12 protein-coding genes and 1 other RNA gene are annotated in these 13,534 nt (G+C 36.4%); 6 read left to right on the top strand and 7 right to left on the bottom strand.

The features are described 5' to 3' along the window. Positions 1-169: 169 nt before the first annotated feature. The 3 genes from Q7674_RS18905 (at position 170) to Q7674_RS18895 (ending at position 4,198) form a co-directional block, all read left to right on the top strand. A complete protein-coding gene (locus Q7674_RS18905; protein WP_237156808.1) occupies positions 170-901 on the top strand; it encodes an alpha/beta hydrolase in 732 nt (243 codons plus the stop codon). Between the two features lie 746 nt (positions 902-1,647). Next, positions 1,648-2,613 (top strand): hypothetical protein, encoded by a 966-nt coding sequence (locus tag Q7674_RS18900; protein WP_146146584.1) that lies wholly within the window; start codon positions 1,648-1,650, stop codon positions 2,611-2,613. Positions 2,614-2,653: 40 nt separating this feature from the next. Then, positions 2,654-4,198: a YfjI family protein gene (locus Q7674_RS18895; RefSeq protein WP_146146585.1), complete on the top strand. Its 1,545-nt coding sequence runs from the start codon at positions 2,654-2,656 to the stop codon at positions 4,196-4,198. 233 nt (positions 4,199-4,431) lie between these two features. Here Q7674_RS18895 and Q7674_RS18890 read toward each other — a convergent pair whose 3' ends face one another. The 4 genes from Q7674_RS18890 to smpB all read right to left on the bottom strand — a co-directional run bounded on the left by Q7674_RS18890 (position 4,432) and on the right by smpB (position 8,296). Next, complete coding sequence (locus Q7674_RS18890; protein ID WP_305423101.1) at positions 4,432-5,637, bottom strand: integrase domain-containing protein; 1,206 nt, start codon at positions 5,635-5,637, stop codon at positions 4,432-4,434. 290 nt (positions 5,638-5,927) lie between these two features. Continuing rightward, positions 5,928-7,166: an integrase domain-containing protein gene (locus Q7674_RS18885; RefSeq protein ID WP_107229729.1), complete on the bottom strand. Its 1,239-nt coding sequence runs from the start codon at positions 7,164-7,166 to the stop codon at positions 5,928-5,930. Positions 7,167-7,331: 165 nt separating this feature from the next. Further along, positions 7,332-7,701, bottom strand: a transfer-messenger RNA (tmRNA) gene (gene ssrA, locus Q7674_RS18880). A gap of 112 nt (positions 7,702-7,813) precedes the next feature. Next, on the bottom strand, positions 7,814-8,296 hold the full coding sequence (smpB, locus tag Q7674_RS18875) for an SsrA-binding protein SmpB (RefSeq protein ID WP_008988379.1): 483 nt from the start codon (positions 8,294-8,296) through the stop codon (positions 7,814-7,816). A gap of 204 nt (positions 8,297-8,500) precedes the next feature. Here smpB and Q7674_RS18870 point away from each other — a divergent pair, with 204 nt between their 5' ends. Further along, positions 8,501-8,935, top strand: a complete 435-nt coding sequence (locus Q7674_RS18870) for an SRPBCC family protein (RefSeq protein WP_045066046.1) — start codon at positions 8,501-8,503, stop codon at positions 8,933-8,935. Next, on the top strand, positions 8,925-9,230 hold the full coding sequence (locus tag Q7674_RS18865; RefSeq protein WP_045066048.1) for an RnfH family protein: 306 nt from the start codon (positions 8,925-8,927) through the stop codon (positions 9,228-9,230). Before Q7674_RS18870 ends, Q7674_RS18865 begins: the two co-directional genes overlap by 11 nt. Positions 9,231-9,307: 77 nt before the next feature. Here Q7674_RS18865 and bamE read toward each other — a convergent pair whose 3' ends face one another. The 3 genes from bamE to nadK form a co-directional block, all read right to left on the bottom strand. Then, positions 9,308-9,664: an outer membrane protein assembly factor BamE gene (gene bamE / locus Q7674_RS18860; RefSeq protein ID WP_008988376.1), complete on the bottom strand. Its 357-nt coding sequence runs from the start codon at positions 9,662-9,664 to the stop codon at positions 9,308-9,310. A 170-nt stretch (positions 9,665-9,834) separates the two neighbouring features. Next, positions 9,835-11,502, bottom strand: coding sequence for a DNA repair protein RecN (gene recN / locus Q7674_RS18855; RefSeq protein ID WP_305423100.1), 1,668 nt, complete (start codon positions 11,500-11,502; stop codon positions 9,835-9,837). Between the two features lie 169 nt (positions 11,503-11,671). After that, positions 11,672-12,553, bottom strand: coding sequence for an NAD(+) kinase (gene nadK / locus Q7674_RS18850; protein ID WP_045066052.1), 882 nt, complete (start codon positions 12,551-12,553; stop codon positions 11,672-11,674). A 195-nt stretch (positions 12,554-12,748) separates the two neighbouring features. Between nadK and grpE the strand changes: the two genes are divergently transcribed. Further along, positions 12,749-13,363, top strand: coding sequence for a nucleotide exchange factor GrpE (grpE, locus tag Q7674_RS18845; RefSeq protein WP_008988373.1), 615 nt, complete (start codon positions 12,749-12,751; stop codon positions 13,361-13,363). Positions 13,364-13,534: the final 171 nt, after the last annotated feature.

The following is a 13,534-nucleotide window of genomic DNA, read 5'->3' as shown; positions in this document are numbered from 1 at the left end:
TAACCGTGTTTGATATTATAAATATAAACATACTTGATTGATGCTTTTAATTTTATTGTTTATAGAAGTAATAAAATATAATGTATTTATAGAAAAATATAGTTGTAATCGTTTTTATTAAATTACTATTTTTATTTAAATTAACAGTTAAGTAATAGGTAAGACGATCATGAATGAAATAATATTAATAAGAGGCTTATTTAGAAGTAAAGAGCATTGGGGCTCTTTCCCTCAACAAATGCAAAATATTTTCCCAAATTCCATAATTACTTGTGTTGATATACCTGGAAATGGTTTTTTATTTCGTGAAGTATCTCCTTACTCTATTTCTAATATGGTTGAAAATATTAGAAAACAAAGAAAAGGCAAAGGTAAAGCTTATATATTTGGTATTTCAATGGGAGGAATGGTGGGGTTAAAATGGGCTGAGATTTATCCAGAAGAAGTTCAGTCAATAATATGTATCAATACTAGTGCTAGTAGTTTTAGTCGTTTTTATCATAGATTAAGACCCAAAAATTACTTTAGAATAATAAAAGCTATTTTTTATTATCCGTCAATAAAAAGAGAAGAAGTTATTTATAAGATGGTATCTAATAAGCCATTAAACAAAAAAATTATAGATGAATGGTCTAATTATAGTAAATGCTTTCCTATAAGTATATCTAATTTTTTTCGCCAATTATTAGCAGCAAAGAATTTCTCTATATCAAAACCAAAATGTGAATTATTCTTTATAGCTTCGAAAAATGACAATTTAGTTAATTTTAAAGCAACAAAAGCTATTGCTGAAAAATGGAATATTCCTGTTATAATAAATAAATTTGATGGTCATGATATTGCGTTAGATAACCCTGGTTGGTTATTAAATATAAGTGAAATAATTTGGAGCCAAGATTAGTTCAATACTTATTATTATTCTAATTTTATTTTAAACCAGAAGCTATAATTATAGATCTATATAATTATAGCTCTTATGTAACTGCTATAAATAAGTTATGGTTATTATCTTTCTTTTTATAATTTTATTTTCTTTAGTATAGATGTGTTTTTCTTTTTTTGAAAAATCTTTAGAACAATTGTTTATAATTTTATTTGAGGTCAGGATTAGTTTTTCCAATGCGATGTTACATGTTGGATTTGTTATTTCACCTTTCAATATTAAACTTGCTGAATAAGTTGGAGATGATAATAATAATATTATTATTGTCATTGTCATATATTTCATTGTGACACCCTTATAATAAAACTTTTATCTTATATCTAATTGTTGTAAATTCGAATAGAATATTTTCTGTTAAGTGTAATAATTAAACATTTAAAAATTCCATTTTGGTATTTTTATTGGAGGAATGTTTTTTGAGTATAAAAGTTATAGATTAAAGCTAAATAAATAATTGAACTATGACTGATTCATTGCATTTACTGGAGGATTGAATTAGTAACTATAGAAAGGATCAATCGTAACCGAAATGGAATCTATTAATTTCAATCCGACTGATTATGAATTAGATAATTAAAAAGATACGAAAAAGGTATGGAAAGATTTATCAAATGCCTATCTAGAGTTCTTTTATGATCTTTTCAAGAAAACGTCAGTTTTTTAAGTTGATCTTTTTATTTGCTGTATATTTAAATAAACATCAAATGAAAGGTTGGACTGTAAGAACTGAAGTTGTAAAAAATAAAGCTGAAGGGTTAGCAAAGAGAGAGTTTTATCTTACAGATAAAGATCATTCTAATCATAAAAATACATCAGCAATTATAGAACTATTAGGTAGTGAAAAAACGGTAGAGCATATAGCGAATTTTGTATATAGATACAATAAATGTAAAACTTTAAATCAGGAAAAAGGAAGGAAAGTTGAGTCATTTGCAGTAGAGTTTACATTAAATCTGCCAAAAATATACTCCCCAACACTTAAACAATGGACATTAATTGTTGAACATTGTTTAGCTGATATTGCAAATGCATGTAATATTGAAAAAAAAGAATTAATCAATATATCCAGAGCAGTTTTACATCAGCAAGAAAAAAAAGGCGATCATATACATTTATTAGTCGGAAAGGTGACTGTTGATAATATATACTTGAGAAATTTACAGAGAAAATGTGTAACTAATGCTGTTAAAGAGTCATTTAATATGGCAACTAAGAAGTATTGTGGCATTGATTGGGTATATTATAGAGACTTTATACTCACAAAGCAGAAGTATAGGAATAGAAAAACAGTTCCATCGTGGAAGATTAAAGCTAAACATGCTTATGAAGTCATAGATGAAAAATATCATCAAACTATTAAATTACGGGAGAATATAAAAAATGAAAAAGAAAAAATTATTATATTATCTAAGTTGATAAATAAATTTATGGCACAGGCCAATAAATTGCTTAGAGCATATGATGAAAAAAATGATTTTCAGGTATATAGGCAATACCATCATTTGAATAAAACAATAGATGACTTAAATAACTGTCTTGAAGAAATTCCCAAAACAAGTCCTCGTTTAATGAAAGCTGTGAGCCAATCAGTGAATGAGATTAAACTACGAATTGATTCAAAATGTGATAAGCCGCTAAATGAATTGAAAAATTATCATTTACGAAAATGAAATATTAAACGAAATAACTTCTTGCTAAATAGGAAGGATGGTGAATAATCATATTGAAAAAATAATTGAGATGACTGAAAGAAAAGAAGAAACACTTTTATCAACAAGAGATCAAGAACTAATATCATTAGTAAATCGAGTTGGTTTAGCTGCCCGTCCATTTGCTAGTAATAAAGGATTTTCTTTAATAAATTTACCTGACTTTGCCAATATAATCACTGAGGATGTGCTTGCTCATCAAAAGCGCCCACAGCCTAGATTAGCATGTTTAGCCGCGTTGACATTATTATCGTTAGTTGCTGATAAAACGGAAACATCAACAGGACTAAAACTCAATTTATTTTCAATTGTTATTGGTGATACTGGTTCAGGTAAAGATGCCCATCAAGAGTATGTTAATGAGGTCGCATCCACTATTGGCTTAGGCCATCATATCTTTGATAAAATTGGTTCAGAAAAAGATTTAACTCTCAATTTGTTAGAAAGTGACAATAAAACTCTTTATATCAATGATGAAGCACATTCTTTTTTTACGCTTATTCAAGATAAAAGCTCACCAGCATATATTAGAGAAATTGAAAGCAAGTTATTGGCTGCTTATACAGGGAAGATTATTAAACTAAATGGTATTCGAATTAGAGAGTTACATAATATTTTGAAAGCAGAAAAAGAAAGCATTGCTAAGCGGTTTAAAAATAACTCAGATGAGGTTGAACGTTGTTGTAATGAATTAGAAGAAAAGTTTGAAAAGTTAAAATGTGAAGGAATAAGAAACCCTTACTTATCATTAATGGCGACATCAACGCCAAGGGAAATCAATGGATTTATCAATGATAAGAACCTTGATTCTGGATTACTGGCTCGTTGTATTGTTATTAAAGCCGATAGGCGATCACCGTTAAGAGATAGCTATAAACGCGATATAGATATAAATGTATTAGATGAACTTATTAAAATTAACAAAAACAGTAAAAGTGCGGTTGAACCAACTGAAGATGCAATAGAGTTGTTAGATAAAGTAAAAAAGTATTATGACAACGATGAAATTTTAAATCATGAGATATTTGGTGGGATATACTGTAGGATGTACGAAATGGTTAGCAAAATAGCAAGTATTCTTGCTGTTGGTAATCAATTTGTTTTGACGTTACCACATGTTAATTGGGCTCATGAGTTTGTATATAAATCCGTAGCTGACATTATTGAAACTTATCATGCAAATTCTGTTAGTAGTGTATCAAGTGATCTTGATATTTACTATTCAACAATGCAGCGCATTGTTGTTTTAATTGGTGATAATAAATCGGGTATAACACAAGGTGTATTGAGTCAAAAGCTTTCTCAATCGGCTAAATCTAAACTTCCATTACGTAATATTATTGAAAAATATTCAGCTAGGACATGCCAAAATCCAGCTAATATATTTGCTTTTTTTATAAAGAAAATAATTGAAAACGCTGAAAGTTTAGGTATACAGGTTAAAGGTAAAAAAATTTCGATTATAAATAAAGACTTACTTTTAAATGTTAATGATATACCTGAATGGTTTAGTTTGTGGTTGTCTAAATTGAAATTGAACAAATGAGTTTAATATTTTATTTAATGGATGTAAAACATTTATATTAAAATGTTTTTTGTCTTCTTATTAAATATGAATCTATTTTGTATAAACCTTAATTGTTGAAAGAGTGTCGATTAAAGAAAGTGACTTTTTTAATATTTTAATAAATACAAAATAACTAATTGATTTTTAAGGATCAATTGTAATGAAAATATTTTTAATGTATTGATGCATGCTATGTTGTTAAGAGTCGTAATTTATTGAATGCTTTTTCTAGCGGTAACTATATGGTTACTCCACCATTCCATCATAGGAATACGTCTTTCTAAATAATCGGTACGGTTATAAGCGCTACGTACTTGATTACTGTCTACATGCGCTAATGCAGCTTCGATTAAATCAGCCTCAAAAGATTGTTCATTGAGTGTAGTGCTTGCCAGTGAACGCAACCCATGACTTACCAACCAACCTTCAAATCCCATGCGTTTAAGCGCCATATTTACGGTTTGGTTATTACACGGCTTTAATGGGTCTCTATCTGATGGGAATACAAACTCTCGAGACCCACTAATCGGTTTCATTTTTTCCAATAGGGCAATAGTTTGTTCTGTTAATGGAATACGGTGTTTACGACGTTTTTTCATTCTTGCTGGTGGAATTGTCCAAACTTTTGCTTCTAAATCTATTTCGTCCCAGCGAGTGCCAGCGGCTTCACTGGGGCGTGTCATAGTATGTAACTGCCATTCTATTAAAAAACGAGTAGTATGTTTTATACTGGCGTTATCAATAGCATTAATGAGTTCGGGTAACTCATTAGGTTGTAGGGGTACTATATTTGCTTTTTTAGGCTTTTTAAATGCAGATTTAATACCTGTTAGTGGGTTTGCAGTAACTAAACCATAGTTGGTCGCAAAATCCATAATTTCATTTAAACGCTGTATGAGGCGCTTTACTGTTTCCAGATTACCTCTCGCCTCAATAGGTTTAAGTATCTCTATGACTTTGGGGGCTGTGATAGCGGTAACAGGAGTATTATTTAAGTTAGGGAAGATATGCAGTTCAAGCGATCGCCATATGTCGGTAGCATGATTAGCTGTGATGTCATCTTGTTTGATGGCAAACCACTCTTTAGATACTTTTAAAAAAGTGTTTTGCTGAATTGCCTCATGCTCTTGCTGTTGTCTTTTTTTATTTTCTTGTGGATCAATGCCTTGAGCGATAAGTGCTTTTGAATCTAAAGCAATTCTTCTTGCATTAGCCAGTGATAGATCAGGGTATTTGCCTAACCCTAAATTAGTGCGTTTTCTTTTCTTGGGGTGAGTGTAATTAAACAGCCATAACTTTGAGCCATTAGGTTTAATTCTTATGCGTAATCCGCCACCATCAGAGAGTATATATTCTTTATTTCTTGGCTTTGCCGCTTTGATTTCTTTATCGCTTAATCGAGTTGTTATTTTAGCCATAATGGATACACCGTTGTATGAGTATTATTTTATGGTGAAGCCATTAAATGGAAGTGTCAATATGTAACTCTGATTAAGTATATGTTTATAAAGGGTTATTTTTGATTAGGTTTGGACGTTATTAGATGTTCTTGAATATTATTGGACTGAGTTATTTTTTGTTTTTATGATTAAAGTCAAGTCTATTTATTTTTGACTAATATTACTGTTTGGTTGTTTTTAAGCCATTCTGTATCGTGGGATAGTTGATTAAGAAATTGTTTAGCCTCATGTGAGACTAAACAATTCTATTAGATTACTTTTAACTGTTTAGTGCCTGTAACTGATAGACTGCCTTGCGCTGCCTCTTCTATATGTCCACTCCACCAAATCATCATTGGTATACGCCTTTCCAAATAATCAGTACGGTTATAAGCGCTCCGTACTTGGTTTCCGTCAATATGTGCAAGAGCAGCTTCAATCAAATCAGCTTCGAAGCCTTGTTCATTTAGAGTTGTACTCGCCAGTGAGCGGAGGCCGTGACTCACTAATCTGCCAGCAAATCCCATACGTTTTAGTGCCATATTTGCTGTTTGGCTATTACAAGGTTTAAGGGGATTTCTATCAGAAGTGAAAACAAATTCTCGCTGTTTACTAATCGGTTTCATTATTTCTAATAGAGCGATAGTTTGGCTAGTGAGAGGAATACGATGTTCTCGACCTTTCTTCATCCTAGCTGGTGGAATAGTCCAAATTTTTGCTTCTAAATCGATTTCATCCCAACGTGTACCTGCCGCTTCAGATGGCCGGGTCATGGTATGCAATTGCCATTCAATTAAACAACGGGTTGTACGTTTGATACTAGCGTTAGCAATTGCGTTAATGAGTTCTGGTAATTCATCTGGCTTGAGCGACGCCATGTTTTCTTTTTTAGGTTTTTTGAAAGCAGCTTTAATACCTGTTAATGGATTGGCATTAACTAAACCGTAGTTGGTTGCAAAATCCATGATTTCGTTGAGGCGTTGGGTTAATCGTTTAACAGTTTCTAAGCTGCCTTTAGCTTCAATGGGCTTAAGTAATTTGATGGCTAAAGGGGCTGTTATGTCTTTGACGGGGATAGTTGATAGGTAGGGGAAGATATGTAATTCGAGTGAGCGCCATATATCTACTGCATAGTCAGGTGTCACACTCTCTTGCTTAATATCAAACCATTCTTTAGAGACATTAAAGAAAGTATGTTGATAGACGGCTTTGTGTTCTTGTTGTTTCCTTTTTTTATCTTCTTGCGGATCGATGTCTTGAACGATGAGCTCTTTAGCTTCTTGAGCTTGTTTTCGTGCAATAGCTAGAGAAAGGTCGGGATATTTCCCTAAAGTGAGGTTAGCTCTTTTTTTGCTATTGGGGCGGTAGTAGTTAAATAACCAATGTTTTGAGCAGTTAGGTTTGACTCTGAGTCGGAGGCCACCTCCATCAAAGAGGTAGTACTCTTTGTCTCTTGGTTTTGCGGATTTGATTTCTTTATCGGTTAATCGGGTAGTTACTTTTGCCATCATGGGTACACCAAATTAACGTAGTAATAATAGTGTACCCAAGGATGTACCCATAAATCAAAGATGTTACTGGATGTCCTTGGATGTTGCTGGAATAAGAAAGCCCACTAAAACAATGTCTTAGTGGGCTCTCTGGACGTCCTAGGACGCCTTCGTATACGAATTTGGTGGAGCTGGCGGGATTTGAACCCGCGTCCAAAACCAGTCTAACCAATGGCGCTACATGCTTAGTCTGTCTTTAATCTCGTAAGTGCACTGCGAACAGACACGCTATGCAAATACATACCAGAATTCTATTTCGCGGTTCACCTCTCTAGTCAAAGGTTCCCTCGCTATCTTGTTTGGGTTTGAACCCCTGTTATTCCCCGTCTTACAAGCGGAAGCTAGGGCAGGAGCGCTCTTAGCAGGGTATTAAGCTGCTAGTGCGTAGTTTTCGTCGTTTGCGACTATTTTTTTGCGGCTTTTTTACGAGGCCAACCGCACCTCGGCATGCTCCACAAGCCTTCGTGATCCTGTCGAATCCTAAATCAGCCCCAGAGTTCGAACGATGTTAGCAGATTCTTTGAGGGGGTCAATAGATATATATACTATAAACGGCCAAACGATTGATTAGTAATCAAATGCTAATCTGCTGTTACGAAGAATTTTTAGCGATTGCTACTTTTCAGTATACGTGCTTTATCGCGTTGCCAATCTTTTGCTTTGCTGTCGGCGCGTTTGTCGTGCAACTTCTTACCACGTGCTGTACCGATTTTGATCTTCACAAAAGATGCTTTCCAGTACATGTTTAGCGCAATAATAGTTTCACCATCACGGTTTACTGCACCTGCTAATTTATCGATTTCACGACGATTAAGCAGTAGTTTACGTGTGCGTGTTGGATCAGCGACTACGTGCGTTGATGCGGCATTCAGTGGAGTGATGGTTAAACCAGAGATAAAAGCTTCACCATTACGTAAGAAGACATAACTCTCAGTCATGTTTACTTTACCGTCACGGATCGCTTTTACTTCCCAACCTTGAAGTTGCATACCTGCTTCGTATTCGTCATTAATTGCAAATTCAAAGCGTGCAGTTTTATTTTTGGCAATCGTATTACTGCCTGGCTTTTTGTTTGGTTTTTTAGCCATGATGACCTCTTAAAGTCAGTGTTGCTGTCCCAAGTCAGCAGCAAATAATGCTGTGCATGGTCGAATAAGTTATTGAACTTATCATAATTGTTAGCGGTAACAATAGCTATTTTGGCAGATTGATGACTAATGGTATTATAGTTGAGTCTCTGTTGCGTAGTTGTAATGCGTCGCAGGGGCATTCTGTTCGATGAAGGAGAAGCTATGCCGCAGATTAGTCGCTCTGCACTTGTTCCGTTTAGTGCCCAGCAAATGTTTGAATTGGTTAATGATGTTGAATCCTATCCTGCGTTCTTACCGGGATGTGCTGGCAGTAAAATTATTGAATGTTCATCAGATCATATGATGGCGTCGGTTGATGTATCGAAAGCGGGCATCCGTAAAACATTTGTGACGCATAATAAGCTGGTTGATTTTAATCAGATCAACATGCAGCTAGTAGACGGTCCTTTCCGTAAACTTGTTGGTGGTTGGACTTTTACTGAGCTTGACGCTACGGCATGTAAGATCGAATTGAATTTAGAATTTGAATTTACCAGCAGCTTAATTGATGCGGCTTTTGGTAAGATTTTCCGCGACTTGACCAGTAATATGGTTCAGGCGTTCACTCAACGAGCAAAAGAAATTTATGCATTCTGATCAATCGCTAATCCATGTTGAGGTCGTTTACGCATTACCCAATGTACAGCGAGTTTTAAAGCTAGCTGTTGTTGCTGATACGCCGATACAGGAAATTATTGAACAATCTGGTATTTTAGCTATGTATCCTGAGATTGACTTAAAGAAAAATAAAGTCGGGATATATAGTCGTAATGTGAAATTAGACAGTACAGCAAGAGAAGGGGATAGAATTGAGATCTATCGTCCGTTAGTGGCAGATCCTCGTGAGATCCGTCGTAAACGTGCTGAGCAAGCCAAACTTAGTGCTGAATAGAAGCACTAACAGTTAAAGTTTGAATATAAAAAAAGCTCGCATTGGCGAGCTTTTTTGTTATGACAAGAACAAAACCATTAATTAATTGGTGTTAAAAATTGAGGGCTTTGTTTGTAATCTCCTTTCATACTCACAAGTTGTGCTTGTGGATTGAATGTTAAGATCAAATTCTTCTGGATCGGTTTGTCATGGCCGTTTTGTTCGTAGAAGATATAGTTCCATGTATCAGGGTAACTTGGGTCTACTAACATAGGAGTGCCCAGTACATATTGAACTTGTGCTTTGGTCATGCCGACACGAAGCATATCTACACTTTTTTGTTCTACGTAGTTACCTTGGTCGATATCAATGCGATAAACCAAACGTTCTGCGATTGAACAGCCACTAAGTAAGCCTAACGCTAGGGTTAGGGCTGCAATGTTTTTCCAAGTCATAGCATCCTGGCTTTTTAGCTTTAACTGCTGCGATGATAAACAAGGTCTATGCAGAAGTAAAAAGCGGTAAAGAAAAAAAGTAAATAATTTTGATATTTGACTATTACTTCTCGTAATAGTTGCATCTGTCTCTTAGTTTATTTCATAACCGCTAAATAAGCGAAGCTTAATCAAGCCGCAATCAATAACTCTTTTGCATTTGCCAATGTGCGTTCAGTAATTTCACTACCACCGAGTAGGCGAGCAAGCTCTGCAACACGATCATCTTCAGTTAACGGACGCATATTGGTTTCAGTTTGTCCTTCTGACGTTTTCTTTGCTACAAACATTTGTTGATGACCACAGCCAGCGACCTGCGGTAAGTGAGTCACACACATGACTTGGGTTGATTCGCCTAGCGTGCGCAACATCTTGCCAACGATAGCGGCTGTTGGGCCACTAATACCTACATCGACTTCATCGAAAATAAGGCTTGGCGTTTCTACTTTTTGAGCCGTGATCACTTGAATCGCTAATGAAATACGTGATAGCTCACCACCTGATGCGACTTTGCCTAGAGGCTGTAATGGTTGACCTGGGTTGGTTGAGACTAAGAAGTTGATACTGTCGTAACCAATAGGGCTTAACATACGGTCTGGATCGCTGGTGATGTTAATTGAAAACTCACCGTGCTCCATACTTAATGTATGCATACTTTCTGAAATCTTTTGATCAAGCTCTTTGGCATAACGCTGACGACTTTTACTGAGTTTCTCAGCGGCAAGGAAGCATTTTTGACGTAATGCTTCTACGTTTTCAGCCATTTCTTCTAAGCGTTCATCGCTGCAATCAAGGTTTTCTAGCTCTTTTAGTAAGTCTTGATGTTTTTGGTATAGCTCGTTTGGCATTACGTAGTGCTTACGTGCCATCGACATGATTTTTGATAAACGCTCTTCTAAATAGATCAAGCGATGCGGATCCATATCTAAGTTATCAAGGTAGCTACGAAGCTCTTGGCTTGCTTCCTGTACTTGGATGATTGCTTCTTCCAACATTTGTGGGATTGTGTTTAGGTTATTATCGTACTCACCTAAATTGCACACTTGCTGACAAGCCATTTGCAGTAGCTGTAATGCATTACCATCATCACCGTCGTAGAGAGCAGAAAGTGCTGTTTGGCTAGCTACAGCAAGCTCACCACTGTTTGACAGGCGTTTATGCTCTTCTTCAATCTCAGTAAATTCTTCTTCGCCTAATGCTAATTCATCTAGCTCTTTAACTTGGTACTGAAGTAATTGTTTTTGCGCTTCGTTCTCTTCACGACTTTGTGTTAGACGTTTTAGCTCGTTGTGCGCTTGGCGCCAGCGTTGGTAGGTTTCACGTGTTTTATCCAACAGCATGTGGTGACTCGCATATTGATCGAGCATTTGCTGTTGATAATCAGGACGCATCAGTTGCTGGTGGGCATGTTGACCATGGATGTTGATCAGTAGTTGTCCCAATGCTTTTTGTTGTGATGCAGGAACAGGGCTGCCATTAATGAAGCCGCGAGAGCGACCTTCTTTGGTGATCACACGGCGTAAAATACACTCTTCACCATCCATTAAATCGTTATCTTCTAACCAACGGCGTGCAGCTTGGTTATTTGCTAATGAGAAAGCAGCAGAGATCTCTGCTTTGTCTTCATTAGGGCGAACCATTGAAGCTTCTGCACGATCACCAAGGCATAAACCCAGTGCATCGATGGCAATAGATTTACCTGCACCCGTTTCACCTGTAATGGTGGTCATACCCGGTTTAAGTTCAAATTGAAGCGTTTTAACAATGGCAAAGTTAGAGATAGTCATGTGTGCCAGCATGTGTTCACCTGTTTAAATCAACACCTGTTTTTTCATACAGTATATACTGTATCTATAACCAGTAAAGTATTGAGTGAAGAAATATGCTGAAAAATATGATTTGGATTAAGTTTTTGAAATGCAGATAGAAATAAAGCCAGTGTAGAAACTAGCTTTATTGGAATATTGTTTAGAAGAGGCGGCTAGACCAACCGAGTTTTCCTCGCAAGATATTATAATAGCTGTAATCTTTTGGATGGATCAGCTGTAACCTGTCTTTGCTTTGGTAAATATGAATTTCATCACCTGGGCTAACAGGTAAAGATACCTGACCGTCACAACTGACTTCTAATGTGCTGCCATTATTTGGTGATACCAGCAGTTTGATACAGCGATCGCCATCTACCACTAATGGTCGGCATGACAGCGTATGTGGGAACATGGGTACAAGCGCAATAGCATTTAAACTTGGCGATAAAATAGGACCACCACCAGAGAGCGAATAGGCTGTTGAACCTGTTGGTGTCGCAATAATTAAACCATCAGAGCGTTGCGAGAACGCGAAGCTATCATCAATATAAACTTCAAACTCAATCATGTGAGCGATTTTATCTGGGTGCAGTACGGCTTCGTTCAATGCGGCGTTTCTGCTTTTTACTTGCCCGTGACGATGCACTTCAGCTTCTAATAAAAAGCGATTTTCTTTAATAAATTCCCCGTCTAGCACGCGTGCGAGTGGTGCTTCAAAATCATCAGGGTCAAGATCGGTTAAGAAACCAAGGTTGCCACGGTTTACTCCAATCACAGATATATCAAAACGAGATAATATACGTGCAGCGCCAAGCATGTTGCCATCACCACCGACCACAATAGCTAGATCGGCTTTTTCCCCAAGTGTGAGCAAATCGTAGAAACAGTCTTCTGGTATATCAAGATCATTGGAAAGGCGATGATCCAATAAAACGGTGTAATTTTGTGCCACCAACCATTGATACAAACTCATATGTGTTTGTAGGGCATCTGGGTTACGTGGTTTACCAATTAACGCAATGGTTTCAAAAATACGCGTCATCTCTTTGTTCCAACAAATGATAGTGAGGGCAGTATAGCCTTAGAAAAAAAAACTTGTCGCTGTTTGTTATCAATATTGGGTTGAATCATTGAACTTCATCCCCATAATATGCCCAAGACTGTTTGAAACGTAGCGAATATTAATATACCGCTACTGATTAATTCATACCCTATTATCTTGGCGGAGAAATGACGCATGACAAATAAAGACCACAATGTACAGGATGAGCAGCTTAAAGATGCAGTTGAGGCTGTAGAAGTTGAAGCTGTTGAGGGTGAGTTTGTTGAATCTGAAGAAGAATTATACTCAGCGCGTATTGCAGAGCTAGAAGCTGCATTACTAGCGAGCGAAGCACAAGCTAACGAAGCAAAAGACATGGCACTTCGTGCACGTGCAGAAGGCGAGAATGTACGTCGTCGTTCAGAGCAAGAAATTGATAAAGCACGTAAGTATGCATTAAACAAATTTGCAGAAGAATTATTGCCAGTAATTGATAACCTTGAGCGTGCGCTTGAAATGGCAGACAAGACTGATGAATCATCAAAAGCGATGATGGAAGGTGTTGAGCTAACGCTAAAAACAATGACAGACACAGTGGCGAAGTTTGGTTTAACGCAAATTAACCCACAAGGTGAAGCATTCAACCCTGAATTCCACCAAGCAATGGCAATTCAAGAAAGTACTGAGTTTGCACCAAACACAGTCATGATGGTAATGCAGAAAGGTTACGAGCTAAATGGCCGTGTAATTCGTCCAGCGATGGTAATGGTATCTAAAGCTGCAGCGGGTAACGTTAATACGCAAGCGTAATTGTTATTATCACTCGCGTATAAAAGCCCACTTCGGTGGGTTTTTTTATTTTTTTTGAAAATATTTTTGTTTTGCCCTTGAAAAGCATTCTAGCGACCTTATTTAGTAGTCATAAGACATTAAATATATTTGTCACGGGTAACCCCCGAACCGCTAACTCAGAATGCGTTC

This window comes from Photobacterium leiognathi (genome assembly GCF_030685535.1).
GTDB lineage: Bacteria > Pseudomonadota > Gammaproteobacteria > Enterobacterales > Vibrionaceae > Photobacterium > Photobacterium leiognathi.
Note: the sequence above shows the minus strand (reverse complement) of the source record. Positions and strands in the feature narration are given on the sequence as shown.

Bases quoted from the DNA above. Each gene is read 5' to 3' on its own strand.
- bamE (WP_008988376.1), bottom strand. From the start codon at position 9,664: ATGACTTGGAAAAACATTGCAGCCCTAACCCTAGCGTTAGGCTTACTT.
- grpE (WP_008988373.1), top strand. From the start codon at position 12,749: ATGACAAATAAAGACCACAATGTACAGGATGAGCAGCTTAAAGATGCA.
- Q7674_RS18905 (WP_237156808.1), top strand. From the start codon at position 170: ATGAATGAAATAATATTAATAAGAGGCTTATTTAGAAGTAAAGAGCAT.
- Q7674_RS18885 (WP_107229729.1), bottom strand. From the start codon at position 7,166: ATGGCAAAAGTAACTACCCGATTAACCGATAAAGAAATCAAATCCGCA.
- recN (WP_305423100.1), bottom strand. From the start codon at position 11,502: ATGCTGGCACACATGACTATCTCTAACTTTGCCATTGTTAAAACGCTT.
- smpB (WP_008988379.1), bottom strand. From the start codon at position 8,296: ATGGCTAAAAAACCAAACAAAAAGCCAGGCAGTAATACGATTGCCAAA.
- Q7674_RS18890 (WP_305423101.1), bottom strand. From the start codon at position 5,637: ATGGCTAAAATAACAACTCGATTAAGCGATAAAGAAATCAAAGCGGCA.
- Q7674_RS18900 (WP_146146584.1), top strand. From the start codon at position 1,648: ATGAAAGGTTGGACTGTAAGAACTGAAGTTGTAAAAAATAAAGCTGAA.
- Q7674_RS18870 (WP_045066046.1), top strand. From the start codon at position 8,501: ATGCCGCAGATTAGTCGCTCTGCACTTGTTCCGTTTAGTGCCCAGCAA.
- nadK (WP_045066052.1), bottom strand. From the start codon at position 12,553: ATGACGCGTATTTTTGAAACCATTGCGTTAATTGGTAAACCACGTAAC.
- Q7674_RS18865 (WP_045066048.1), top strand. From the start codon at position 8,925: ATGCATTCTGATCAATCGCTAATCCATGTTGAGGTCGTTTACGCATTA.